This window comes from Rhodococcus shunpengi, from assembly GCF_048381395.1.
Taxonomy (GTDB): domain Bacteria; phylum Actinomycetota; class Actinomycetes; order Mycobacteriales; family Mycobacteriaceae; genus Rhodococcus.
Genome location: NZ_JBLWIU010000015.1, coordinates 57,887 through 83,338 on the forward strand (window position 1 = coordinate 57,887; position 25,452 = coordinate 83,338).

18 protein-coding genes and 1 pseudogene are annotated in these 25,452 nt (G+C 63.7%); 7 read left to right on the forward strand and 12 right to left on the reverse strand.

Features of this window, described 5'->3' with window-relative positions; genetic code table 11:
- Positions 1-13: 13 nt before the first annotated feature.
- Positions 14-751, forward strand: a complete 738-nt coding sequence (locus tag ACNJ7K_RS10815; protein WP_487041669.1) for an SDR family NAD(P)-dependent oxidoreductase — start codon at positions 14-16, stop codon at positions 749-751.
- A complete protein-coding gene (locus tag ACNJ7K_RS10820; RefSeq protein ID WP_487041670.1) occupies positions 751-1,224 on the forward strand; it encodes a MaoC family dehydratase in 474 nt (157 codons plus the stop codon). The genes ACNJ7K_RS10815 and ACNJ7K_RS10820 overlap by 1 nt, the downstream gene beginning before the upstream one ends.
- 557 nt (positions 1,225-1,781) lie before the next feature.
- Here the strand turns inward: ACNJ7K_RS10820 and ACNJ7K_RS10825 are convergent.
- The 8 genes and pseudogenes from ACNJ7K_RS10825 to ACNJ7K_RS10860 form a co-directional block, all read right to left on the reverse strand.
- Positions 1,782-3,083 (reverse strand): PucR family transcriptional regulator, encoded by a 1,302-nt coding sequence (locus ACNJ7K_RS10825; protein WP_487041707.1) that lies wholly within the window; start codon positions 3,081-3,083, stop codon positions 1,782-1,784.
- A gap of 2 nt (positions 3,084-3,085) precedes the next feature.
- The gene (locus ACNJ7K_RS10830) at positions 3,086-4,519 is read right to left on the reverse strand and encodes a phytoene desaturase family protein (RefSeq protein ID WP_487041671.1); all 1,434 of its coding nucleotides are present in this window, start codon (positions 4,517-4,519) and stop codon (positions 3,086-3,088) included.
- Positions 4,516-6,362: pseudogene (locus ACNJ7K_RS10835) on the reverse strand (DUF3556 domain-containing protein). The gene ACNJ7K_RS10830 and the pseudogene ACNJ7K_RS10835 overlap by 4 nt, the downstream one beginning before the upstream one ends.
- An 82-nt stretch (positions 6,363-6,444) precedes the next feature.
- Positions 6,445-7,917 carry a class I adenylate-forming enzyme family protein gene (locus ACNJ7K_RS10840; protein WP_487041672.1) on the reverse strand — a complete coding sequence of 491 codons (1,473 nt, stop codon included), beginning with the start codon at positions 7,915-7,917 and terminating at the stop codon, positions 6,445-6,447.
- Between the two features lie 1,582 nt (positions 7,918-9,499).
- Positions 9,500-10,984, reverse strand: a complete 1,485-nt coding sequence (pyk, locus tag ACNJ7K_RS10845) for a pyruvate kinase (protein ID WP_487041673.1) — start codon at positions 10,982-10,984, stop codon at positions 9,500-9,502.
- A gap of 118 nt (positions 10,985-11,102) precedes the next feature.
- Positions 11,103-11,336, reverse strand: coding sequence for a WhiB family transcriptional regulator (locus tag ACNJ7K_RS10850; protein WP_487041674.1), 234 nt, complete (start codon positions 11,334-11,336; stop codon positions 11,103-11,105).
- 115 nt (positions 11,337-11,451) lie between these two features.
- Positions 11,452-12,618 (reverse strand): glycerate kinase, encoded by a 1,167-nt coding sequence (locus ACNJ7K_RS10855; RefSeq protein WP_487041675.1) that lies wholly within the window; start codon positions 12,616-12,618, stop codon positions 11,452-11,454.
- Positions 12,619-13,039: 421 nt separating this feature from the next.
- Positions 13,040-14,401 carry an MFS transporter gene (locus tag ACNJ7K_RS10860; RefSeq protein WP_487041676.1) on the reverse strand — a complete coding sequence of 454 codons (1,362 nt, stop codon included), beginning with the start codon at positions 14,399-14,401 and terminating at the stop codon, positions 13,040-13,042.
- Positions 14,402-15,204: 803 nt separating this feature from the next.
- On the opposite strand from ACNJ7K_RS10860, the gene ACNJ7K_RS10865 reads away from it, so the two are divergent.
- Complete coding sequence (locus ACNJ7K_RS10865; RefSeq protein WP_487041677.1) at positions 15,205-15,552, forward strand: cupin domain-containing protein; 348 nt, start codon at positions 15,205-15,207, stop codon at positions 15,550-15,552.
- A 477-nt stretch (positions 15,553-16,029) separates the two neighbouring features.
- Here ACNJ7K_RS10865 and ACNJ7K_RS10870 read toward each other — a convergent pair whose 3' ends face one another.
- From ACNJ7K_RS10870 to ACNJ7K_RS10885, 4 genes are all read right to left on the reverse strand, one after another.
- The gene (locus ACNJ7K_RS10870; RefSeq protein ID WP_487041678.1) at positions 16,030-17,037 is read right to left on the reverse strand and encodes an Ldh family oxidoreductase; all 1,008 of its coding nucleotides are present in this window, start codon (positions 17,035-17,037) and stop codon (positions 16,030-16,032) included.
- Entirely contained in the window at positions 17,021-18,004 is a 984-nt protein-coding gene (locus tag ACNJ7K_RS10875; protein ID WP_487041679.1) for a LysR family transcriptional regulator, read from the reverse strand. Before ACNJ7K_RS10875 ends, ACNJ7K_RS10870 begins: the two co-directional genes overlap by 17 nt.
- Before the next feature lie 136 nt (positions 18,005-18,140).
- Positions 18,141-19,460: an isopenicillin N synthase family dioxygenase gene (locus ACNJ7K_RS10880; RefSeq protein WP_487041680.1), complete on the reverse strand. Its 1,320-nt coding sequence runs from the start codon at positions 19,458-19,460 to the stop codon at positions 18,141-18,143.
- Positions 19,461-19,863: 403 nt separating this feature from the next.
- Positions 19,864-20,610, reverse strand: coding sequence for a GntR family transcriptional regulator (locus tag ACNJ7K_RS10885; protein WP_487041681.1), 747 nt, complete (start codon positions 20,608-20,610; stop codon positions 19,864-19,866).
- Positions 20,611-20,846: 236 nt separating this feature from the next.
- Between ACNJ7K_RS10885 and ACNJ7K_RS10890 the strand changes: the two genes are divergently transcribed.
- Genes ACNJ7K_RS10890 through ACNJ7K_RS10905 form a run of 4 tightly spaced genes read left to right on the forward strand, consistent with a single transcriptional unit; the run spans position 20,847 to position 25,371 of the window.
- The gene (locus ACNJ7K_RS10890) at positions 20,847-21,539 is read left to right on the forward strand and encodes a hypothetical protein (protein WP_487041682.1); all 693 of its coding nucleotides are present in this window, start codon (positions 20,847-20,849) and stop codon (positions 21,537-21,539) included.
- On the forward strand, positions 21,536-23,068 hold the full coding sequence (locus tag ACNJ7K_RS10895; protein WP_487041683.1) for a xylulokinase: 1,533 nt from the start codon (positions 21,536-21,538) through the stop codon (positions 23,066-23,068). Before ACNJ7K_RS10890 ends, ACNJ7K_RS10895 begins: the two co-directional genes overlap by 4 nt.
- Positions 23,069-23,083: 15 nt before the next feature.
- Entirely contained in the window at positions 23,084-24,448 is a 1,365-nt protein-coding gene (locus ACNJ7K_RS10900; RefSeq protein WP_487041684.1) for a flavin monoamine oxidase family protein, read from the forward strand.
- Positions 24,449-24,483: 35 nt separating this feature from the next.
- Positions 24,484-25,371: a dihydrodipicolinate synthase family protein gene (locus tag ACNJ7K_RS10905; RefSeq protein WP_487041685.1), complete on the forward strand. Its 888-nt coding sequence runs from the start codon at positions 24,484-24,486 to the stop codon at positions 25,369-25,371.
- Positions 25,372-25,452: the final 81 nt, after the last annotated feature.

The following is a 25,452-nucleotide window of genomic DNA, read 5'->3' on the forward strand; positions in this document are numbered from 1 at the left end:
GAAGGCGGACCCCATGCAGAACCTGACCTACGATTTCACCGGACAGACCGTCGTCGTCACGGGCGGTGCCCGCGGCATCGGCCTCGAACTCGGCCGCTTCTTCGTCCGCGCCGGCGCCGATGTCTTCATCATGGATTACGACAAGGACGAGATCGGCAAGGCGGCAGCGGACATCGGCGCGCGACCGCTCCACGGTGACGTGAGCAGCACCGACGACATCGACCGCGCCGTCGACCACATCATCGCCGACACCGGACGCGTGGACGTCATCGTCAACAACGCCGGCATCCTGCGCGACAAGGTGCTGTGGAAGCTCACCGATGACGACTGGGAACAGGTCCTCGCCGTCCACGCCGGTGGCACCTTCCGCCTCACCCGCGCGTGCGTGCCCCACTTCCGTGCCCAGGGCTTCGGCCGGGTCGTCAACGTCACCTCCTACACCGGATTGCGCGGCAACACCGGCCAGGCCAACTACGCCACCGCCAAGGCCGGCATCATCGGTTTCACCAAGACCGCCGCCAAGGAACTCGCCCGTTTCGGCGTGACCGTCAACGCCATCTCCCCCAACGCCGAAACCCGCATGGTCGCCTCCATCCCGGACGACAAGAAAGCCGAACTCGCCGCCACCATCCCGATGGGCCGCTTCGGTGATGCGGCCGAAATGTGCGCAGCGGTAGCCTTCCTGGCCTCCCGCGAAGCCGGATACATCACCGGCGTGGTTCTGCCCGTCGACGGAGGCATCTCCATCTGATGCCCACCTTCACCTACGACCAGCTCGCCACCGCCGCCGGCACCGACCTCGGGCACAGCCGCTGGATGACCATCGACCAACACCGCATCGACGCCTTCGCCGACATCACCGAAGACCACCAATGGATCCATGTCGACCCGCAGCGCGCCGCCCGCAGCCCGTTCGGCAGCACCATCGCCCACGGATACCTGACCTTGTCTCTGGTCGCCGGTTTTCTCGACGAGATCTTCCATCTCGAGAACGTCGGGATGTCCGTCAACTACGGAACCGATCGGGTGCGATTCCCGCATCCGGTGCCTGTGGGAAGCCGGGTGCGGGGACGCGGGGAGATCATCGACGTGTCACCTGTGTCGACCGGCTTACAAGCGACGGTCCGGGTGACGGTGGACATCGACGGCATCGAAAGGCCGGGGTGCGTCACCGATGTGCTGATCCGGGTCACCCCCGCCCAGGACTCTGCACCCGTTCGATAACTTCCGTCGCGAACTGTGACGACGTTCGGAGATCATCCGGCCCGGAGTATCGGCCCTGTCCGGGAAGCTGCAGCATGATCGGGTGACGTTGATGGTGAAGTGCCTTCATCGCCGATACGTGCGACCCTGCAGCAGGTACCGGGCGGCCGCAGGCTTGTCCTCGAATCGATGGGTCCGGGTGCTGGCGGCGGCGGCGCTGTCCGACGCATCTCGGCCCGAGTCGAGCATGACTTCATACGAGCCTGGTCAGCCCCCGTCAACGTCGTATCTATCCGACTTCCGGCCGCGTAGGCTGGCACACCGGTGACTACTATGTACTTGCCGACGGGCTCACTGCATCACTGGTCTGAACCTTCGTGATCAGTGCCTGAAGCCCCGACGTCACCCTCGAGCTTTTCCCCGGAAGTGGTTTCGAGACAATTGCTTCCAATTTTGAGGAACGCGGGGGGGTGTTGCGGGGCGGCGACACGGATGTCCGGCGATCGAATGGTGGAATACGATGCGACATCGAAGGCCCGGCCTCGTGGGTCCGGTGCGTCGACGCAATCTGCGTATGCTTAATCTCTGTGAAGTATCGACGGCCCGAGGTACTCGCACGCACGCAATGCAAGCGCCAGGTCGAGTTTGCTGTGGTTCGACAATCCCGTAGCCGGATCGCCGAGCGTCTTGGCGATCCGGTATTTGACGGTATTGCGGTGCAGGTTCAGCTGCTGTGCAGTGTGGAGAGGACTCCCGCCGGTCTCGAGATAAGTACTCAACGTTGCGCGCAGGTCCGAGGCCTGCGCCGTGTTCTCGGCGAGCGGGCCCAGTATCTCCTGGACCCAAGCGCGGCTCGAGTCCAGATTTGCGGCGAGAAAAGAGGTCACTGCGACACCCGCATCACCGAAACCGATGATCGGGCGCGCGGGTGTGGCGGCGAGGTTAGCAACGGACTGGGCTGCCCGCGCTTGCTCGTGAGACCGCCGAAAGCCCTCGATGCCCGTGGCCGGGAGCCCCAGGACGGCTCGGAAATCCGCCCCACCGGGCACTGAAGCGGCCAAAGTTGTCGTGTCGACATGTGAAGGCCTGCGGGCGAACGGTAACCATCCCCAGACTGTGGCCCGGTCGATGGCAGTGAGAATGGGCGCTGATTCCGTTCCGAGATGGCGCGCGATATCCCGCACATAGCGGTCGAGACGAGTGAGCATGCTCACGCTGTCCGGAGCCGACCAAGCGATGATCGCCACGTGGTACCGGTCGAGACGATACCCGGTTTCCGATTCGAACTCGCCTGTCTCCGTACTGTTCCCGGCAAGCGCGCCGTGGATCGTCGACGAGTGGACATTGCCACGAGCACCGATCCACCGCCGCCTTTCGCGTTCGTACGCGCTGAAAACGTAGAGTGTTATCCAGTCGATATAGCGGTACAGGACATCCGAGATGTGCTTGAGTGTTGCCATGACCTGCGCCGGGGGCAGGTTACTGGCCTCGATCTCGCTGTAGCAGACCGTGAGCAGGTAGTCCTGACCCATGTGGTACGCCCGTACCAGCGAGTGCGAGGAGACGTCACGCTGAGCAAGGCGAAGGGCGTATTCCACTGCCGCAGTTGTCGGTTGAAGATGATCGACCGGGATGTTGTTCGCCAGCATGTGGACAATGGTCAGGAAATTGCTTTGAACGCTCGCACCGAGCAGATCGACAAGTTGCGGATCGTCGTCGAGCCGATCGATCCCCGAGGACAGCATCGACGTCATTCCCTGAACCAGCTCTGCCGACCGAGCTTCGAGCCGGTGCGCGATCGCGGCCGTAGTCGCCAGCACGTCCGGAGCAACGGCGGAGTTCGGAAGCGGGAACGCACTCGGCTCGCCGCCAGGGGGCATCGTCACCGCAGTCTCTTTCCCGTCCGCCGCAGGCGCCTCAAGGCCGATTCGGCCGCATTGTATCCGCACATACCGTGTGCACCCGCACCGGGAGGCGTCGACGCCGAGCACAGATACACACCGTCGACACCGGTGCTGTACGGGTCGCGAGCAATACGCGGGCGGAACACCACTTGTAGGTCGGCGTTGGCACCGCCGATGATGTCACCGCCTACCTGATTGGGGTTGTCTCGGGCGAGATCGGCCGGGGCACTGGTCACCTGTGCGACGATACGGTCACGGAAACCAGGAGCGAACCGTTCGATCTGCGCGATGATCACATCGGTTGCGTCGCCAGAGAAACCTGCCGGCACATGGGCGTACGCGTACACCGGATTCATCGACCCGGCAGAGCGGGTGGGGTCTGCGACGTACTGCTGACCCAGTAGGACGAACGGGCGCTTCGGCAGCCGCCCCTCAGTCACTTCGCGTTCTGCCCGCTCGATTTCGTCGAAGTCGCCACCCAGATGGACGGTACCCGCGCGGGCGCACGCCGGGTCGGACCACGGAATCGGCCCGTCGATCGCGAAGTCTACTTTGAACGCACCCGGGGCGTGCCGGAACTTTCTGTACGCCTTCGCGATCCGGTTCGGGAGCGCCGGACCGAGAATCTCCAAGGCCGCCCCGGGGGCGACATCCAGTAGAACCACGTCGGCGGCCGGAATGTCCGCGAAGCTGCGCACATGTACACCGGTGTGCACTTTACCTCCGTGTTCGGCGAGCGTCGCCGCGAGCGCCCGGGCGATCGCCGCCGAACCACCCTCCGCCACCGGCCAGCCATAGCGGTGGCCGGCAGCAGTGATCATCAGGCCCACTGCAGACGACGCGGGCCGGTCCAGTCGGTGGTAGGCGTGCGCGGCGACACCACCGAACAGCGCGCGCCCCTGCCTCGTCCGGAACCAGCGTGCCGCGACGGTGGCAGGCACCAGCGCACGCGGACCGAACGCTGCCAGGCGCCACGGATGGCGGGGGATGTTGAGCACCGGCCGCATCAGATCGGCGGCCACATCGTCGAACCCCGTCGCAAGGTCGGAGAACATCCGGCGCCAGCGCGGACCATCCCCGCCGAGACCCTCGGCGGTGTCCTCCAAGGAACGGTGCAACAGCGCTGCGTCGGTTCCGTCGAGAGGGTGCGCACAGTCGATTTCGGGCCACCGCCACTGCAAACCGTAACGCTCGAGGTCGAGAGTCTGCAGATAGGGGGATCCGGCTCCCATCGGATGGAAGGCCGAGCAGTGGTCGTGGATCAGGCCGGGCACGGTCAGTTCGCCCGACCGGGTGCCCCCGCCGATTTCGTCGGCGGCCTCGAGAACCTGAACGTCCACGCCGTTCTGTGCGAGGTGGACGGCGGCAGCAAGTCCGTTGGGTCCGCTGCCGACCACGACCGCGGTGCTCATCGACGGGTCTCCTTGCGCTCGGCGGTGGCGCGGTCGCGCATCTTGGGTTCGGTGAGATTTCCCGGATCGGTCATGGCGCGGTCGACGTCCACGTCGATCGTCCAGGTCACGTTGACAGGGATCGGACCGTTGGGCAGCCACGGCTGTTCGTCGATAGCGTCCGCGACCTTGAACGTTCCTCGTTCGACGACCCCGAGCGCTGCGTCGATCACCTGGTACTCCTGCGTTGCTTTGTGGATCGGCTGCGATTCGACCCAGGTGACGAGGAACTCGCCGGGACCGAAGTTGCATCGCCGTTGGATTGCATCGATCAGTCCCTTGTTGTGGAAGTGCCCGTCACCGAAGTTGAATGCAACGATCGAGTTGCAGGCGAATTCGGCTTCGCGCAGCGTGTACCGGTTGATGTCGTCTCCGAGTTTACGCAGCATCAGCGAGAACAAGCCGCGTCCGTGGCTGTGCATCGCGCGGAAGCCGAGGAGCTGATGCATCACGATGTCGGCTTCTTGCGGGGTGTACATCGACAATAGCTGGGTGCGGGTGTTCGCCGCGGGGCGGACAATGTGCTTCTCGAGTTTCTCCTCGGCGCCGGGCGCGAGTGCCCACACGCCGGTCGCCCAGTTACCCGAGTACTGCCGCATCGACGGCAGGAACGAGACGAGGTCCGGACGCAGATTGCCGAGGACCGGGAAGAAGCACAGCGCGGCAACGATTCCGATCGTCAGCCACGGCGACGACATATCACCGATCCCGAAGCCGGCCTCGTTGGGGTAGCCCCAGAACAGGAAGACCGACAGATACGCGAACAGAAGGTTCCATTCAAGCGGCACCGCCAGCGGGAAGGTCGACGCGATGAACAGGTGGAACGCGACCATCAATACGACCGCGCACAAGGTCACGGTGCGGTTGGTCGAGAACAACAGAACCAGCGGTGCCGCGATCTCGACGAGTGTGCCGAGGACATGCCCGACACTGCTGGCGACCGGCGACGGACGCAGATCGTTCGGGAAGCTCCGATAATGCAGACGCTTGATCGTCTTCGACCACAGCCAAGGGGTGTTGCTGATCATGGGGGGATCACGAATGCGAAATTGCGGCCGAACTTCGACACCCCGGCACCGATCCACACGATGACGATCAGCAGCTTCGCGGCCACGATCATGTCGACGAACGGCAGGAATGCGAAAAACACCATCGCGGGAAGATACTGTTCGCCCCGAGAAGCCAGGAAGATCACCTTGTCGCGCAGACCGATGATCACGAGCAGTGCGATCAGCGGCAGCATGAGCCACGGGCGGACCAGTCCACTGTTCTCCGCAACCACGGCATCGAGCGAGGCGCTGGGCACACCCGGAAGAGTGACGGCGAGGACCAGGTTCATGAGGATTGCGGCGTAGACAGCCACATCGAACACTGTTCGGGAGTCACCCTTGGTGCCCGGAACTTTGCCGGGCCATGGTGGGAGCCGAATGGTCTCGGGCTTGAGCCAGTACCGGAACCCGCCCGTCATCGGCTTGAAGTGCCCTGCGAGAGGACCCCACGAGCCGGCCATGCCGAGCGTCTCGAGCAGGACCGTCCACAGGACGAGTTTCTGGTAGACGATCGGCTGGTTCCACCAAGACATGACGTCGAGCCAGCTCAGTCCCGAGGTGAGAGTGGCGACTGCGGTTCCTGCCCCGAGGTAGAGAAACAGCAACTTGAAGATATAGATGGTGTGCACCATCTTCGGTGTGCCGAATCCGTAGTCCACCCAATGTGTCGCCGTCACACGAAGTCGGTCGAGTAGCGGTCGGTCGAGGAAGGTGTCGGGGTCGATGGCGGGAGGATTTCCGGTCTTGAATCCCATGGCGAGCTCCTGGGTTCGTTGGCTTATAGAGGCCATCACCTCGGGTGCGTCGGATCGACGACCGAGTGGATGGAGTGTGGTATCAGAGTGCGAATGCGCGGTGATGAGCCCGGCGCAGCCCCGGTTTGTCGATCTTGCCGACCGGATTTCGCGGCAGATCCGCGACCAGGTGGATTTCGGCGGGGACCTTCACCCGCGTCAGCAGCCCGGCGGAATGTTCGAGCAGTTCGGCTTCGGTGACTTCGTAACTGGGGTACGAGACGACGTACGCGACAGGCACTTCACCGTAGACCTCGTGGTGAGCACCGATCACGGCGCATTCGAGAACAGCGGGATGAGTGGCCAGTGCGATCTCGATTTCCTTGGGGTACAGATTCTCGCCGCCGCGGATGATCATGTCCTTGATCCGGTCCACAAGTGTGAGATAGCCGTCCTCGTCGAGGCGTCCGACGTCGCCGGTGTGCAACCAGCCGTCGACGATTGTTCGTCGGGTGTCTTCCGGACGGTTCAGATATCCACGCATCACGTTGGGGCCCTGGATGATCACTTCGCCGGTTGAGCCAGTCGGTAGCGGGTCACCCTCGGGTCCTACGATCGCGATCTTCTGCCCCGGCAGTGCCGGGCCGACGGTGCCGAGTTTGCGTGGCCCGTCGATCGGGTTGCACGCCGACGCGCATGTGCCCTCGGTCAGGCCATACCCTTCCACGATGACGAGCCCGAACTTCTCCTCTACCCTGTCGAGGAGTTCCTTCGAAATCGGTGCAGCCCCGCATATTCCGAATCTCAGCGACGAGGTGTCGACGCCCACGTCATCCGGCTGTGAAGCGAGGAGCGCGTAGATAGTGGGCACAGCCGAGAAGTAGGTCGGCTGCAAACGCGCGACGTCCTCGAAGAATCGGCCGGGTGAGAACTTGCCAGTGATGGTGAGCTGCGCTCCGGCCACCATCGGGGTGAGGAAGCTGACCGCTATCGCATTGACGTGAAAGAGCGGAAGAATCAACAGGCAGTGGTCGTCGGCGGTGACGGCGAGATGCTCGCGAAACGCGGACGCCATGTAGTTCAGATTGCTGTGGGTGAGCTGAACGCCCTTGGGACGTCCCGTCGACCCCGAGGTGTAGATCAACAGTGCGATATCGTCCGCGCTCGGCCGAAGGTGCTCGAATCGGACGGAGGAAAGCTCCGTGGCCATGTCGTCGACCGCGATGGTGGGTCGGCCGGCGGACGGCGCGCCGACCCCTTCGTTCAGAACGAGAACGGCGCCCGAATCCTCGATCTGGTAGTCGGCTTCGGTTTCGGTGAAGTCCGGGTTGATCGGGGTGGCGATCGCGCCGATCCGCCAGGCCGCCATCAGTGCGATAAGCAACTCGACTCGGTTGGGAAGCATCACCGCCAGTACCTCGCCGGCCGCGAGCCCGCGGTCGTGCAGTTGCGCTGCGAACGCGTCGACCCGATCCGCGAACCGGCGGTACGTGAAACTGCTGTGGTCGTCGCGCAGGCACTGTGCGTCGCCGCGTTCTGCCGCGAGATCCCATACGAAGTAGTCGATGTCCGTCATACCTTGGGTCACCTTTTCTCGAGGTTGTGACCCAAGACACTACGACCGTCCGACCTGCAGCGAAATGTCCCGCTGGGCTCAGCTTTCGCCACACTTTTGTCCTCCGAGCACAAACCCGGCTCCGCCGGCATCGACAGCATCCGAAGACGGATCCCTGCCTGCAACTCGACCTTGGTGACCCGTGCCGAGTCGACGCAGGCGGATCGCGGCAAGACGGCGCCGGGCGGCTACCGGGGTCGCTCTCCGTCTGTTCTCGTGACGCCCCGTCCCGGAACGGTCCGTTCCGGGACGGAGGATGAAGGAATAAGAACAACCACGTCGGAGCTCTGCGGGGCCGTGATCGTCAGCACCGGCTCGTAGTTGTTGCCGGGCCGACGGAGATACCGACGTTGACCGGCTCCGGCTCTCGGGCGCGGGGAACAGCGGACGCGGTGAAACACCCGCAGGCTCGTCAGACGGAGCTGACAGGGTCGACGCAACGCCCTGGCCGCCATTGTCGGCACGTCCCGCTGGCGGCCGGTCTCGTTCTGCATCGCACCGTTCGCGGCGAGCTCGGTGACATCGTGCAGATCACCGTCGGCGATCGTGCCGGGACGGCTGTAGGTGTGAATGGCTTGCAGCTGGTCGGTGGCTTGTGCACTGCTCGTCCACTCTGTCGTGAGTGCGTCGTCGTACTGATGGGAATGACGTTGCAGCATTGGCTGCGAGCGTGTTTCGCGCCAGCTACCGTGCGTGGCAGACTATTTGACAGCGGAACGCACGGGCATTACTTCGCTGTTGATTTCAACCTTGACGTCCTCGAGTTTCTGCCGTGTCTTGTTGCGCAACTCGTTCGCCTTGCCGCAAATGTACTTGCGTACAGACAAATGCTGCGGTCGATGTTCCTCGCCGCCTCGTTCACTCCCCTTGATCCTGTGCATTGCGCGGGCTCGCGAAGCATGTCGATGATGCGCCGACGGGCCGGTCCTCCAACTAGCGCTGGCAACGTCCCCGTCGCTCATGAGAACTCGAGTGTGAACAAGTTTTTCGAGATTTGCTATGTGGGTTCGAATCCGCGCCGGTACTTCGCCGACGGGTCATTGGCTAAGGGCGTCCGGGTCGGGTGACATCTCGGCGAACCGGAGCATGTGTGTGAGAGTGACCGGCAAAAGTCCTTCACGTCAGCAACCTCGGTACGTCGACACAGTTCGGTGTTCGCGCGACACTGGGCGATGCAGCGCCGTGTCCACAAGCCGCTCGGTGCTCTTGACGCATCGACGTAGTCGGCTGAGACCAAGAAGAACCTCCCTCGACGCTCGAGGACGGCATCAACCTCCTGGCCTGCCGGGAGCCCACGTACGGTGGATGAAATCGATGTCGATCGTCGTCGTGGGTGCACGCGTCATCTACAGGTGTGTGACTTGCCCTCAAGGGCAAGGTCCGCGGTGTGCCGTATCGACGAACGGAGTTCCTCCGCTTTGTTGTTTGACTCGACCACACCGAACAGGAGGTGCGGCTGTGGCAGCCGATCTCGCACCTTCAGCGACTCGGTGACCGTGCCAGGACTCCGATCGCTACGCCAGCGCCTCTCACCAACAAGCGTCTAGTGCTCGATGCCGATGCGGTGGACATGAACAAAGTTCGTCGATCCGGTCTTGTTCGGCGGGGACCCTGCGACGATGACGACCAGGTCACCGTGCCGATAGCGATCGAGTTGCAGGAGCGCGGTGTCGACCTGGCGGATAATGTCGTCGGTGTTGTGCACCGGATCAACGAGAAAGCCTTCGGTGCCCCAGGTCAGTGCCAGCTGGTTACGAACCTCAGGTAGCGGTGTGAAGGCCAACAGCGGCAGCGGCGTGTGCAGACGGGCGAGGCGGCGGACGGTGTCCCCGGACTGGGTGAACGCGACAAGAGCCTTGGCATTAAGGCGTTCGCCGATGTCGCGGGCGGCGAAGGACAGCACTCCACCCTTGGTGCGGGGCACGTGGGTCAAAGCAGGTACGGCGGTCGAGTTCTGTTCGACGGCGGCGAGGATGCGGGCCATGGTCCCGACGGTCTCGAGCGGGTACTTCCCGACGGAGGTTTCGCCGGAGAGCATGACCGCATCCGCGCCGTCGAGGACCGCGTTCGCGACATCGGAGGCCTCGGCACGGGTAGGACGGGAGTTCTGGATCATCGACTCGAGCATCTGAGTGGCGACGATGACCGGGCGGGTGTTCTCCCTCGCGAGCTGCACGGCCCGCTTCTGAACCAGCGGGACCTGTTCGAGGGGGACCTCGACGCCGAGGTCACCGCGGGCGACCATGAGCGCGTCGAAGGCCAGCACGATCTCCTCGAGATTGTCCACGGCCTCGGGTTTTTCGATCTTCGCGATCACCGGGACGCGCCGTCCGACGCGGTCCATCACCTCGTGGACGCGGTCGATGTCGGCGGCCGAACGCACGAAGGACAGGGCGACCAGATCCACCCCGAGCCGCAGAGCGAATTCGAGGTCGTCGATGTCCTTGTCCGACAATGCGGGGACAGAGATGTCCATGCCGGGCAGGGACAGGCCCTTGTTGTTCGATACCGGCCCGCCCTCGACGACGGTGCAGACCACATCCGGACCGTCGACGGTGGTGACGGTCAGGGCGAGTTTGCCGTCGTCGACGAGCAGACAATCTCCCGGGCGGGCGTCGGCGGCCAGGTGGGCGTAGGTGGTCGAGACCCGGTCGTGGTCACCGGGGCAGTTCTCGACGGTGATGCGTACGGTGTCGCCGGTGGCCCAGACGGTGGCGCCGGCGGCGAAGCGGCCGAGGCGGATCTTCGGTCCCTGTAAATCGGCGAGGATCCCGACAGATCGACTGGTAGCAGCCGCTGCCGACCGGACCCGGTCGTAGTTGGCCTGGTGGTCCGTGTGGTCGCCGTGGCTGAAGTTCAACCGGGCGATGTCCATCCCGGCCTCGACCAGGGCACGCACCTTGCCGTCGGTGGCGACCGCCGGTCCGAGGGTGCAGACGATCTTCGCCCGCCGCGGGGACAGTAGGGCGCCGGGGCCGGCGGGTAGTCGGGAAGTGAGCTCGGATGATCGGTGCTCGGTGACAGTCATGGAAGTTCCTCCAGAAGGAGTCGCAGTACGGACGGCAGCGACGCGCTCGACTGCCGAGGTACCGGCCCGCATGGGTGCTGGGGATATCACGCGGACACGAGGCGGCGGGATGCGCTAGTCACGACGCTGTGTCGCAGCACCAGAGGGCACGCTCTCTGGCGGTCATCCCGCCCCAGATTCCGTGCAGTTCGCGAGTACACAGCGCGTGATCTCGGCAGGCCGCCAGCACAGGACATCGGCGACAGACGTCTTTCGCAAGCTTTTCGAGCCGCGCGCGGGCGGGTCCGCGGATGTTGTCGGGGGATAGAACAGTGAGCCGTCCGTGCCACGGCACCGGGCGCGTAGTTGTCATTCCCAGATATCGGAGCGGGCCAGCAGCGATCTCACAGGGGCGCCGGAGTATCGCTCGACCACCTTGGGGGTGGTTGTGGGATCCGCGGTTGCTCTCTCGAATCAGCAGTGAGGGTTCAGATACCGGTAGACCCGGCGAGGCTGCCAGTCGGAAGGAGAGATCTCGTATTCGATGTGATTGCCGTGATGCCGATGTCGCGCCCGATACGACGGAGCGACTCACCTGTCAGGCGGGGATCGGTGTTGATACCTCGTTGGGTGTAATCGCACAGTGCGTAGATGTGGTCGAAACCTGAGCTGTCCCCGTGAGGTCGAGGAAGACGCGCTCGTTCGACCACTGCGATGACAGGAAGGGGGCGTGCTCGTTCGGCGAGTACAGAAAACAGTCTGCCGTGCCCGGCCTGCTCGTCCACGCTGACGCCGGCGGTGACGACAAGATCGACATCGGTGAGAGCTCCGTCGAAGTCGAAGAGGTCGAGGAAGTACTGGGCGCCGGAGACCATGCGGGCGCCGAGCAGCATCGTTGCGAAGCCGATACCACCGGCGCTACCCGCGCCCGGGGCGTTCGCGATGTCCCGGGCGTGAGGGTAGCCGCTGCGGACGAATGCTTCGACGAGGTTGTCGAGGCCGGCGTCGAGAAGACGGGCATCGGCGTCGGTGGCACCTGTGTGCGGTCCGTACACCGCTGTTGCACCGGTAGGGCCGAGCAGTGGGCTGGTGACGTCGCTGGTGACCACGATCTCGATGCCCTCTAGGTTCACTGTCCGGGAGCAGTCGACCGTGTGGATCCGCGACAAGGTGCGCCCGCAGGCTCGGAGCTGGCGGCCGTCGACATCATGGAAGGTGAAGCCCAACGCCGCGAGCATGCCCATGCCTCCGTCGACGCCGGCACTGCCGCCCAGCGTGAGCACCAGTCGGTCCGGGTCGTGACGTAGGGCGTGTCCGATGGCCTGGCCGAGGCCGAGGCTCGACGCATCCAGTGGCATCCTGCGGCCGCCGGGCAAGGTGGCTCGTCCGCAGATGGTCGCGAGGTCGATTACGACGGTGTACTCATGCAGGGCGATCCGACTGTAGTGCGGCAGTCCGGTTTCTCCCGCCACAGTAACCGGGTGTGGGGTGAATCCGGCGGAGACCGCGGCGTCGATACTGCCTTCTCTCCCGGCGGTGAGTGGAAGCAGGCGAGTGGCGATTCCTACGGTGGACAGCCCGGACGCGAGATGCTCGGCGATGTGCACTGCGCTGAGCAACCCAGGGAATGTGTAGGGAGCGATCAGAGCTCTCACAGAGAAGCCTTTCGTAGATGACGTAGATGCGGTCGTGGAGACGCTCCACGATGAATCGAGGGTGAGGTCACCGCTGCCGAAGCACTCGGTGTTCGTGGTCGGGGTTCTCCGTCCTCGATACCGGCAGATAGGCTGCGTCCGGGGCGTGTGCTCGGTGGAAATTGCCCACTGTTCCTGCGGCGAAGTTCGTTGAACCGAAGATAACTTCGGCCTGGCTCGTCTCGTCTCGTCTCGGGCAAGGTCTCCCAGGCCATGGATTGGGCCGCCGCCGCACTGGGATCCTGGAGATCGCCGAGGTGCGCATGGGGACACCGTCACTCTGCTGGTATGGACGCTCCTCCTTGGCGATGACCGCGGAGCGGGCTGTAGGGTCTTCGCCCATTGGCGTACCGCATCTGCGGTCATCGCCGGGTTCGAGGTTCTAGTGCGTGACCTCGCCGGCCGTGTCACACAAGCTTTGTCCCTTGGTTTCCGGAGCGAGCCACTGTGACAGTGCCGCGCCCAGCCCTGCGATGACCGCGGCGATCACCATCGACACCGACGAACCCAGATGGGTGATCGACCAGGGCAGCAGGAAGGTGCCCAGTGCGGCGCCGATCCTGCTCGCCGAGGTCGCAAACCCGGTTCCGATACCGCGGATCTCGGTGGGGAAGATCTCGGCCGGGTAGATACCGGTCAGGGTCGTGTACATCGCGTTGAAGAACGAGAAGACGAGGAACAGGCCCAGCACGATGACCGCCGGTGCACCCGCCCAGATCGCGATGATGGCAAGCACCACGGTGCACAGCCACTGCGGCGGAACGGTGAGCGCTCGGCGACCGACCCGATCGATCAGAAGAACAGCTACTACGACTCCGAGCAATGCGAGGGCAGACAACCCGACTCCCCCGGCAAGTCCGCCGCTGAGTCCGTAATTATGGAGGATGTCGTCGGCGAAAGTAGCGATTGCGAAGTAGGGAGTGACCGCACAGAACCAGAATCCGGAGGTGAAGAGCGTCGCCCGCCAGTTTGCGTTGTTGAACAGCTGCTTGAAGCTGCCCTTCTTGACCTGCTCGCGTTGGATATCGTCCAGTTCGGCGGATTCCATCATGTACTTGAGGGCAACAGCGCGGGCTTCGTCCTTGCGTCCCTGGTTCCAGAGCCATCGCGGTGATTCGGGAAGGCCGAGACGGGCGAAGAAGATCACCAGGGCGATGACGGCACTGCTACCCAAGATGAGGCGCCAGCTCAGGTCGGTGTATTCGATGAGCAAGAATCCGACCGCATAGGCGACCATGAAACCTGCGTACCACGCGATCAAGGTAAGGCCGATCAGCCGTCCACGCAGTCGGGGCGGGGAGAATTCGGACATCAACGGCCACCCGATGGAGTACTCGCCGCCGATGGCCATGCCCATCAGGAAGCGGACGATGAAGAGCTGCGCTGCGGCGGTGAGCAACAGATTCGTGCTTCCCACGAATATCTGGAGTCCGGAGGCGATGACGAACAGTCCGATGTCTGCCAGGAACATCGGCTTGCGTCCGAACCTGTCGGTCGCCCAGCCGGCCAGTGGTGCGCCGACGAAGATGCCGATCAAGGACGCTGCGGCGACGAGGCCGATCTCGAGCGTTGACAATCCGAGGTCGTCGCTGACCGTTGCGGTCACCGGTCCTACAATGCCGAGGATGTATCCGTCGAGGAACATTCCGCCGAGCAGCACGCCGACGAGTCTGATCATGAAGCGTCGTTTGAAGGCGGGGGACGTCGGTGACGTCGCGGTGTTCATGGAATTCACCGTCGTCATCTGATTCTCCTCGTGGGAAGGGGGTGCATCATGGCTGTGTCTCCTGGACCTGAGGTTGATCGAGAACTGAACGTACGGTGGTGTCGTGCAGTTCAAGGCTTCTGGAGATGGGGATCCCGACTCACAAGCCGTACCGATCGTTGTCATCCCGACTCCGCTGTCGGTGTTCCCACCGTGTGGGGCGTGCGAGTGATCCGCTGATAGCTTCTCGTCGCCGCACGCCACGTCCGTGGGGACAGCCCAAGACTGTTGCTCAGCGGCCGATAGTCGGTCGTGGAAGGGGTAAGCAACGGGTCGGGCATCTCGGGGCACCAGGTAGACGGGTCACCCGCCTTGGGTGCCGTTCAGCCGGGTGTTCGAGTGTGTCGAGTGTATTGCGGAGCTCACATTGCACCAGACCGCGGTAAAAACTCGGCTTAGCTGAACCACAAGTACCTGCATCAGCTACCCACAAATCGCCCGTATAACTGGCGACTGTATGCCAAATATCGGGCACACCCTGTTGTACGAATTTCTGGGTCAAATGAGTGCGGCGTGGACGGAGGAGGGCCTCTCATCGACCCGAAGGCGCCGGGGCAGGCCCCCTCCTCGCTGTCGAAGTTGTCCCATCCGGACCCGCGAAACTCCCGTCTTATCCCTGTTGACAGCCCCAATTCAGGGAACGTATGTTCTCGATACGACATGTTGTATGACAACTATTTGTTCGTAATGCAGACTCGAGCATCACGCGCACGCGGTCGACGAAATACGCGATCGACCACATCTACACGAAACCTATTGCCCCACAACGGAAGGAGCACGACATGACGACGGAAACTCCGTACATCGTTCGCCAGGACGCCGCCAACGTCTTCTACGAAGGGCCCGAACTGTGCCGGGAGTACTTCCGGAACGACGCGATGTGGTTCGGCAGCTCGACCGTGCAGCCCGGAGACACCGGTGCCGTGGATCCGGGACACGAGGGTGCATGGGAGGTGTTCTATTGCGTCTCCGGGGAGGGATATCTCGACGACGGGGAGCAGGAATACCTGCTCAAAGCCGGGGACGCATGGGCTGTACCGCCTACGGTTCCGCATCGGATCCACAATCGCAGCACTACCCCGGTCGTCATGGTGTGGGCCGGCGGACCCTCGGTACCGTCCGCGTCGTAGCGTCCCCATCGCCCCTCGGATCAGGGAGCCGCATCGCCTCGGCTTCACGAAGATCGAGTCGCACGACGATCTCTTTCTCGGACCGACCAGTCCGCAGGAACCTTCGAACAAATGATGTTGCAAGCGCATTCGGTAACCACCCGATGCGGCTGCCTCATTCCCGCACACGAACGCTTCGTCGCGACGGCCACCGAACAACCGCTGCTGTCGGCACGGAGCCCCACCGCTACTGCCGAGTCCGGAGGTGTTCACCCGTCCGGACTCGGCAGTAGCGGCATCACACGGCGAACAGGCTCCTCCTCGGTGGCGGTCATGCCACACAAGGATGGCCTGACCGGACCCGTAACATCCACGCATTCGACGAGACGTCCGACCCGCGAATGACTCACCGAATCGTCAGAAATCACCACCGGCGGCCATCTACCCCGAGAGCCTCGAGCGGAATACACCGCTCTCGTCCATCCCCCCATCGAGCGGTCATCGATCGACTGTGGACAGCTCCCCGATACGCGCACCGAGTTCGTCCAGCACGTCCATTCGGACCTGAATCTCACTGAGGGGCACCGTGCGTGACGTTCCGGGAGGACGAACGCCGAGAGCACTCAACCGGGTTACATGAGCATCTGCCCTCGCGACGAAGTCGGGCTGCAGTTTGTTCACATCGAACGCCAGCAAGAACATGCCCACCCCCGGGTTCTCCGATCCCGAGTCGAAAGACGGTGCGTCGATGGACCAATTGGCTCCGGACATGCCGGCGAGAAGCTCGACCATCCACGCGATATTGGCACCCTTGTAGCCCCCGAACGGCAACATCGCGCCCTCGAGTGCGGCATCGGGATCGGTGGTCGGCTGCCCGGCAGCGTCGAGGGCCCAACCGTCAGGGATCTTCTCGCCTCTCGACGCCGCGTCCCGAACGTTCACGTAGGCCGCCGCGCTCGACGACTGATCCACCGTCATGACCTGCTGTCCCATCCGAGGAAACGAGTACGACAACGGATTGGTACCCAGGACGCGACCGGTTCCCGGCGCAGTGGCCAACAGCGCATTGGAGTTGATGGCGCCGAGTCCCACCAACCCGTGCGTCGAGAGGCGTTCGGTGAACCACCCGAGTTGCCCACCGGCGAAGGCGCCCGATTGCAGGAACACCGCGACACCGAGCGACTGGGCAGCGGTGAGGAGTTCATCGAAGGCCATATCGAACCCCGTATGAAATGATCCGCCCCGCGCGTCGCAGGAGATCACCCCCGGCGCGGGCCGCGTCAACTGCGGAACGGCCTTCCCGTCCAGGCGGCCGGTGTCGAGAGCGCGCAGGTAATCGAGTAGGTGCGCCACGCCGACACCGCGCATCCCCCGATCTTCGGCGAACAGGGCCGCATCCACGAGCAGGTCCGCGAGCGTGGGGGACGCGCCGGCCAGTGCCAATGCGGTGCGGGCGATGTGCGCGATCTCGTCGCGCCGGATCGGCACCTCAGGTAGGGAGCTCATCGGTGGTGTCTCCTCGGTCATTCGCATCGTCCGAAGTACTTCCGGATTCGTTGTGTGGATTCGAGTACAAGGTCGTGCACCGCGCTTTGACCAGCTCGAGCGTCTCCGCGACGAGTGGGTGCCGTGCGGCGCCTCTGCGGGTGGCAGCAACGATCTTGCGGGCCGGGACAGGTTCGCCGGTCAGCCGAATCCGGGTGACTGCCCACTCCGAACTCAGCAGCCATAGCCGCGGCACGAGCATGACTCCCATGCCCTGGGACACGATCGCTGCTCCGGTCTCCCACTCATCGGCTTGATGAACGATGTTCGGGGTGAATCCTGCTGCCACACACGCAGTCACGGTGAGCTGATGATAGGCCCCGCCCGGTGCCCCGACCACCCAGGTCTCGTCGGCCGCATCCGCGAGTGTGACCCTCCGGCGGGACGCGAGTTGATGATCCGCGGGAACGACGAGATCCAGCGGATCGTCCACCAGGAACTGTTGGTCGAAACGGAGATCGTCCAGGGCGGGCGAGTCCGCAGTCACCATCACCAAGGCAAGATCGGCTTCCTCCATCTGGAGGAGTCGGAAGCACTCATTGGGATCGGCTTGGATCAGCCGCACGCGTAGGCGGGGGTGGCGCTCGCAGAGGACTCTGCCGGCGTAGGGCAACAATTGGGTGGTCGCGGTGGAGAAGCCGCAGAGGGTGTACGGCCCCGACATCTCGTCGGCCGTTTCCGCGAGTTCGCTTTGGGCCCTCTCCCATTGCTCCTGCATGATGACCGCGTGACGCAGCACGATGCGAGCTGCCGGCGTGAGCTTGATGCCGCGACCGGAGGGCTCGGTCAACTCGACCCCGAGCACCTCCGACAGTTGGCGCAGTTGGTACGAGATCGCGGACGGCGTGTATGCCAGTGCGGACGCAGCGGCTGTGACAGTTCCGTAGTAGTCGACCGCCTGCAGGACTTTGATCCTGGGGTCAAGCACCGGGCCGCCTGAACGTGGCAAATGCATTCACCTGGTCAACAGTAGGGGCAGCGTCTTCCGCGCCGCAATCGACAATCGGTCGCAACGGTTGGGGGCTCCGACGACCCGTCGGAGCCCCCAACCTGCTCGACGTGCGTCAGCCGTTGACGCTCACCGACTCCAAGCCGTCCTTGAGGTGCGGGTAGACGTTCATGAACCACTTGCTCTTGTACTCACCGCAGGTGAACGGTGCAGGGTTCGCAGGATGGTCGGCATCCACGCAGGTGGGGACGGTCTCGACCAAGGCGTCGAAATCGAGATCGATGAAGAACGCCACCGAGTAGCGTCCCGCGCCGCTCTCGTTGACCACCCGGTGGATCGTCGAGGAGTACTTCCCGTTCGTCATCAGCTGGACCAGGTCACCGATGTTGATGACGAAGGCGTCCTCGACCGGCGGGGCACTGATCCACTCCCCGTCCTTGTTCTGCACCTGCAGACCACCGACGTTGTCCTGCGAAAGAATCGTCAAGATGCCCTTGTCGGTATGGGCACCGATGCCGATCGTGTTGTCGTTCGCAGTGGGGTCCTGCGGCGGGTAGTGCAGCAGGCGCTGGATGGTGATCGGGTCGGTCTGCATCCGCTCGAAGTAGTCGGCGGGCAGACCGAGGCTGATGGCGAATGCGCGGACCAGATGGCCGGCCAGTGTGCGCATGGCGGCGTAGTACTCGTCGCAGGTGATCTCGAATTCGGGCAGCTCCGCAGGCATCAGGTTCGGCCCGAAGAACGGTGACACGCGATCCTGCTTCGCCGCGTAGTCGAAGGCTTCTTTGAGGTCGACGTTGTTCTGCGGGTCTGCGTTCTCGGCGAACGGCGGGATGTATCCGCGCGCGGTCGGGCCGGACTTCTCGATGTGTACGTTGTTCTTGGCCTCGTCGGGGAGGCCGAAGAATTCCTCGGTGGCTGCATACATGCGCTTGACCAGCTCGGACGGAACGCCGTGGTTCTTGACGTAGAAGAAGCCGACCTGTTCGCAGGCTTGCCCGATCCGGCGCGCGACTGCCTCGACGTCGCTTCCGTCGACAAGGCCGGCGATGTCGATGATGGGGATTTCGTGGAAGGCAATCGTCTTGCTGGCGAACCGGTTGACCGTTGCGTGGGACATGGATTCCTCCTGAAGCGTGGACGGAGAGTCGAAATGCCGCGGCTGCCGCAGAGCGGGTTCCGAAGGCGACACAAGAATCGTCGCGCAGGTCACAGTTGCAGTAAAGCGCATAAATCCGCATTCAACCGTGAAAAATATTTTTACAGTCGGTGGGCTTCGCCGTCTCAGTCGCTCCCCTGCGGCTACTCCACAATGGAACAGACCGAACTTCACCTCGAATACATACTGCGCCAGCACTATCGGGCAATCATCCGATCCGTGGTGACGACGGATCGCTCCGGTGCAGTAGTCGACGAGGGCGAGGAGGTGCAGCACGCTTGACGGTCAGGCGAAGGCCTGTGCGGGACGCGGCGACCGGCACCTCGATCAGGCAACTCGGCCTATCCGAGTACTCGGGCTTCGCCCCCATGGCGCACGTGCACCATCGCGGCCAGACGACAAGGATGAGGCTCGGTCCGTCATCGAACATCGGTACGGGCCACACGAGCACTCGGACGTATTCCGCGCACATGCGTACGGCACGAACGCGTACGCGCACTCATCCGGGCATACCTCGCCGGGACCGGTTTCGGCGGGGCACCCGCGGGAGGGGTGCACGGGTTTTTTCCAGGTCGCGAACGTACCGCCGGTGCCCGGCCCCGGAGATCGGTCGTCTCACCACGCCTCGGACCGACTTCGCGCCGAACTCCTGGGTCGGGCGCGAACTCGGCCAGGAGCGTTACCCTCCTGCGGGGCTCACCGGACCCAGGCGAACCAGTTGGAAATCGAACGCGCTCGCGAGGTGATATTCGATCGAGTACGAGACGGGTTGCTCGGTCTCCGTGTAGTCGACCTGCCGGATGATCATGCAGAATTCGTCCGGCTCGACCCCGAAAATCGGCGCGTAGGCAGTGCCGACCTGGGCAGGTTCGAGCTCTGCAACGCCGAACACCACGTCGATACCGCACGTCTCGGACAGGAAGCTGTACAACGACGGCCCGATCGTGAGCGGTCCGGGCGGTACGAGATCGGCGGAGAAGTAATCGTGCTCGATGGTGACCGGGGTGCCGTCGGACGTTCGCACACGGTACAGATCGATGATCGGCGCCCCGACTTCGAGGCCCAGGCAGTTCGCGATCTTGTCGTCGGCCTCGGCACGCCGCCAGGACATCTCCGCGATTCCGGGAGTGTGTCCTGTGGAGCGGATGAGCTGGTCGGCGCCGATGTTCTTGTGCAAGCTGCGCACCAGCGGACGAACGGAGTTGACGTATGTTCCCGAGCCGTGTCGGCGAGTGATCAGCCCCTCGTTCTCGAGTTGCCCGAGGGCGGCGCGAAGGCTGACCCGGCTCACGCCGAGTTGTTTGGCCAGTACCGGTTCGGACGGAAGCCGGTCGCCCGCGCTCCAGAATTCATCAGACAACCGGCGCTTGAGAGCGAGCGCGGCGCGAGCCGAGGTGCTGATCTTGTGACCGGCTTCATCGGTCACCACCGCCGACGATGACGATGTTGAATTGTCCGATTTCGCCTTTGTCATGGCTCCTAGCATGCCTTGAAGCACAACGTTGATCAAGCAACGGCCGTAATACGGGGCCGGAGAAATGTGCCGTTGACAGAGTGTGTGGCCCTCGTTACTGTCACACACCAAAGTTGTATTACAACTCTCTCTTCAGCAGACCAGTGAACACCTAATGCTGACCCACCGGCGTACATCTAGGGAGAACCATGAGGCCAGAAATCATCGTCATGCTGACCCACCATGACGTGACCGTGCCCAACGCCCGTGAAGTCTTCCGCGAAGCGGCCGATCTTCCGGTGAACTTCTGGGGTTTCAAGGACATCGGACTGTCCCTGAAAGAATCCGAGCAGCTGGTCACCGACTTCCGGGACGCCGGCAAGACCGCGGTCCTCGAAGCTGTCAACTTCTCCGAGACCGATATGCTCTCTACTGTGTCATTCGCCGCCGATTGCGGCATCGAGTACCTCACCGGCGGACAGTTCACCGAGACCGTCCGCAACAAAGTCCGAGATGCCGGAATGAAGTACTTCCCGTTCTGCGGAGAGACCCACGGTCCGCCGATCACCCTCTCGGGAACACTCGACGATATCGAACAGGACGTAACCCGCCTCCTCGAACTCGGCGTGGACGGGGTCGATCTGGTCGCCTACCGTTATACCGACGGCGACCCCATCGAACTGGCACGCCGCGTCATAGCAACAGCCGGCGGAGAGCGAACCATCGTCGCAGGCAGCATCAACTCGGTCGAGCGAATCCGACTGATGCACGACCTCGGCCCATTCGGCTTCACCATCGGCGGCGCCTTGTTCGAGGGCACTCTCCGCCCCGGACACTCGTTCCGCGACAATCTCCGCGCCGCCGTCGAAGCCGGCGAAACCGTCAGCGAGGCAGCACAATGACCTGGTACGTCCTCGGCGTCGACATCGGCACCACCGCGATCAAGGCAGCACTCTTCGGAGCCGACGGAGCCGAAGTCGCCGAACACACTGCCGAATACGACCTACTCACTCCCCGCGCAGGCTACGTCGAACTCGAACCCGACACCTACATCCATACATTCGCCCATGCGGTGACATCGCTACTGCGCGAGTCGACAGTGGACGTCTCCTCAATCCGGGCACTCGGCCTGTCCGCCCAGGGTGAGACGATGCTGTGCCTCGATTCCCATGATCAGCCGCTGGGACGGGCGATCGTCTGGATGGACAACCGGGCATCGGCCGAATCCGACGAGATCGAGCAGCACTTCGGCCGAGCCACCATCCACGCGGTCACGGGGCAACCCGCAATGGATCCCATCTGGCCAGCCGCAAAAATCCTCTGGCTCCGACGCAACGACCCCGCTCGCTTCGCCGCGACCGCCCGCTTCGCGCTGCTCAAGGACTTCATCGTGCAGCGGCTCACCGGCAGGCTGGTAAGCGAGGATTCACTCCTGTGCTCGACATTGTTCTGGGACATCAACACCCGGCAATACTGGCCGGACATGCTCGACTACCTCGGCATCGACAACGCGAAACTGCCCGAGATCGCCCCGCAGGGCGAAATCATCGGCGCACTGAAAAGCTCCGCTGCCGCCGAGCTCGGTCTGCCCGCAGGATTGCCGGTCTCCGTCGGAGCCCTCGATCAAGCGTGCGGGGCACTCGGCTTGGGCAACGTCACGCCCGGCATCTTCTCCGAGAGCACCGGGTCGGCGTTGACCACCGTCACGGTCGTCGACGAGCTCCGACTCGATCCCGCAGGTCGAGTACCGTGCTTCGCCGCAGCGCTTCCCGGCCAATACATGCTGCACACTTTCTCCACCGGCGGCATGGTGATGCGCTGGTTCCGTGACCAGTTCTGCTCCACCGAGAAGCAGATCGAAGAACTATGCGGCATCAACGCTTATCAGCTCATCGACGAGGAAGTTCGGCAGATCGAACCCGGCTGCGACGGCCTGGTGGTGCTCCCGCACCTGCAAGGCTCCGGACCGCCGGACCTCGATCCCCACGCCCGCGGCGCCTTCTTCGGCCTGACCCTCTCACACTCCAAACAGCACCTCGCCCGCGGAGTAATGGAGGGCGTGGCCATGGTGCTGCGCCGCATGATCTCCTCCACCGAAGACCTCGGCGTGAAGATCGAAGAGATCATCTCCCTCAGCGGCGGCGCGAAAAGCGCCGTATGGTGCCAAATCAAAGCAGACGCCACCGGACGCCCCGTGCACACCGTCAGCGGAGCCGGCAGCGCCGGCTGCCGCGGCGCAGCCATCATTGCCGGCGTCGCCGTCGGACTATGGCACTCCGCCGTCGACATCGCCCGCACAGGCCTGGAATTCCACAACACTTACAAGCCCGATACCGCGAACATCGCCGCTTACGACGATCTCTACACCCGCTTCCTCGCCCTGCAGGAGGCCACCAAAGCCATCCCCCACCCCGCGTCCCCCGCGACTTGACCGAACGGAAATATCATGAAAGACGTAGTGATCATCGGCGGCGGATTGGCCGGCCTGTCCGCAGCATGGCGGTTGCGGCACTGGGATATTCAAGTTCTCGAGGCGGACAGCGGCCGCGTCGGCGGCCGCATCCGGTCCGAACAGCACGGCCCGTACGTCATGAACTGGGGCGGGCACATGTTTGCCGGCGAAGGAAGCGCCAGCGCCGAACTGGTGGCCGAAACCGGCACCCGCTGGGCCGCGATCCCTGGATCACTGCAGGGAATGGCAATGAACGGCAGATTCCTCAGCACCGGTCTGATCCACACCTACCCCTTCCGGATCCCCCTGGCGTGGAAGGATCGTCGAGCGATCCTGAAGATCGGGGCACGACTCGGACCCGACGTCCTGCGATACAAGAAGGCCGCGCGGCGACGCAGCGGGGAAACACCCGAAGTCCGGCAGCAACGAATCTTCGACTTCGAAGACGATCGCACCTTCGCCGACTACATCGGCCACACCACCCCCGCGGCACGAGATTTCTACTGTTCAGTGGCAATGCGTTCGGCCGCAGACCCCGAGCAGCTCTCGGCCGGTGCCGGGATCGGCTACTTCAACCTGATCTGGAACATCGGCCAGGGTCTGGGCAACTACATCGTCGGCGGCGCTGCGACCTTGACCGAGACGATCGCGCAATCCATCCGCGGCAGCATCGAGCTCGATGCCCACGTCAACGAAGTTGTGCAGAACCGTGATCACGTTGTCGTCCGGTACACGCAGGGCGGCAAGGACGTCGAGGTCAAGGCCCGCACCGCAGTACTGGCCACCCCGGCACCGATCACCCGCAAGATGGCCGTGAATCTCCGTCCGGAACTGCGCGAGGCACTCGGGCAGATCAAGTACGGACCGCACGTGGCCGGCGCTTTCCTGACCAACGAGCAGCAGCCGATGCCTTACGACGGCACCTACGGCATTGCGACCCCCAATCGGTCCTTCACCGTCGCACTGAATCAGGGAAACCTCACTCGAGGACGCGAGACCACCCGCCAGCCCGGCGGCAGCATGATGACATTCTCGCCCGCGAGCCTGGGCCACAAGCTCTTCGACCTGCCCGAGCAAGAGATCGTCGACACCTACCTCGCCGATCTCGACGACATCTTCCCCGGCTTCGCCGACATCGTCACCGATGCGCGGGTGGAGAAGTTCGAATTCGGATCGCCCTACTGCTTCCCCGGCCGTCACAAGCTCCAGCCCGAACTCACCCGGCCCTCGGAACGAGTCTTCCTGGCCGGTGACTTCCTCGGCACCTTCTACACCGACACCGCAGTCAGCTCCGGCTTCACTGCCGCGCAAGGAGCAGCCAGCACTCTGGCCACTGCGCGCCAGACCCGCGGCGCATGACCCCCACCCGAACCGAACCATCTGAGGAGGCCGCTATGGCCAAGGAACTGCGCGGCGTCTTGACCGCTCTTCCCACCCCGTTCACCGTCGACGACACCATCGATGCCCGGCTGATGCAGCGAGTAGTCGACCGCAACATCGACGCCGGCGTCGATGCCCTCGTCGTCGGCGGCGGAACGGGTGAGTACACCTCCCTCACCAACGCCGAACGCCGCCAGATCTTCGACATCGTGATCGAGCACGTCGCGGGACGAGTTCCGGTCGTCGCGCACACCGGATCGCTCACCACCCGTGAAGCGGTGGACCTCTCCACCGCCGCCGAAGCGGCCGGCGCCGACGTCCTCATGCTGATCACCCCCTACTACGAACCGCTCACCGACAACGAAATCAACCGCTACGTCGAGACCGTCGCAGGCTCCGCCAACATCCCGATCATGCTCTACAACAACCCCGGCGTGACCGGTGTGAACCTCAGCGCCGAAGGGATCGCGCGCTTCGGTCGCGAGATCGACAACATCGAATACGTCAAGGACTCCAGCCACGATTGGGAACAGGCGCTGCGCCTGATCCACCATCACAGCCAAGACATCAAACTCATCATGGGATGGGACAGCTTCAGTTTCAGCGCCCTTACCGAAGGCGCGGCCGGCATCATGGCCGGCGCAGCAAACGTCGTCCCCAACGAGATTGTCGCCGTCGTCCGCGCGATCCGCGAGGGTGACCTCCACCGCGCTCGCGACGAGTGGCTCCGTGTATTCCCGGTCATCGACGCGATGATGGCAATCCCCTTCACCCAAGCTGTCAAAGCCGGGATGCGCCTGCAGGGAGAACCGATCGGAAGCCCCCGGGCGCCGCTCGACGACCTCGACGCCGAAGCCGAAGCTCTGCTCAAGCTCGCATTGGACCGGCTGAACGGAGCCTGACCTACGGTCCGGCCAACCGAAGATATCCACCCGGATCAGTCGCCGCGACGCTCTCCGCTTCACGGATCGGCCACGTAACCA

Bases quoted from the DNA above. Each gene is read 5' to 3' on its own strand.
- ACNJ7K_RS10815 (WP_487041669.1), top strand. From the start codon at position 14: ATGCAGAACCTGACCTACGATTTCACCGGACAGACCGTCGTCGTCACG.
- ACNJ7K_RS10820 (WP_487041670.1), top strand. From the start codon at position 751: ATGCCCACCTTCACCTACGACCAGCTCGCCACCGCCGCCGGCACCGAC.
- ACNJ7K_RS10825 (WP_487041707.1), bottom strand. From the start codon at position 3,083: ATGCCCCCTGGCGGCGAGCCGAGTGCGTTCCCGCTTCCGAACTCCGCC.
- ACNJ7K_RS10830 (WP_487041671.1), bottom strand. From the start codon at position 4,519: ATGAGCACCGCGGTCGTGGTCGGCAGCGGACCCAACGGACTTGCTGCC.
- ACNJ7K_RS10840 (WP_487041672.1), bottom strand. From the start codon at position 7,917: ATGACGGACATCGACTACTTCGTATGGGATCTCGCGGCAGAACGCGGC.
- pyk (WP_487041673.1), bottom strand. From the start codon at position 10,984: ATGACTGTCACCGAGCACCGATCATCCGAGCTCACTTCCCGACTACCC.
- ACNJ7K_RS10850 (WP_487041674.1), bottom strand. From the start codon at position 11,336: ATGACAACTACGCGCCCGGTGCCGTGGCACGGACGGCTCACTGTTCTA.
- ACNJ7K_RS10860 (WP_487041676.1), bottom strand. From the start codon at position 14,401: ATGACGACGGTGAATTCCATGAACACCGCGACGTCACCGACGTCCCCC.
- ACNJ7K_RS10865 (WP_487041677.1), top strand. From the start codon at position 15,205: ATGACGACGGAAACTCCGTACATCGTTCGCCAGGACGCCGCCAACGTC.
- ACNJ7K_RS10870 (WP_487041678.1), bottom strand. From the start codon at position 17,037: ATGAGCTCCCTACCTGAGGTGCCGATCCGGCGCGACGAGATCGCGCAC.
- ACNJ7K_RS10890 (WP_487041682.1), top strand. From the start codon at position 20,847: ATGAGGCCAGAAATCATCGTCATGCTGACCCACCATGACGTGACCGTG.
- ACNJ7K_RS10895 (WP_487041683.1), top strand. From the start codon at position 21,536: ATGACCTGGTACGTCCTCGGCGTCGACATCGGCACCACCGCGATCAAG.
- ACNJ7K_RS10900 (WP_487041684.1), top strand. From the start codon at position 23,084: ATGAAAGACGTAGTGATCATCGGCGGCGGATTGGCCGGCCTGTCCGCA.
- ACNJ7K_RS10905 (WP_487041685.1), top strand. From the start codon at position 24,484: ATGGCCAAGGAACTGCGCGGCGTCTTGACCGCTCTTCCCACCCCGTTC.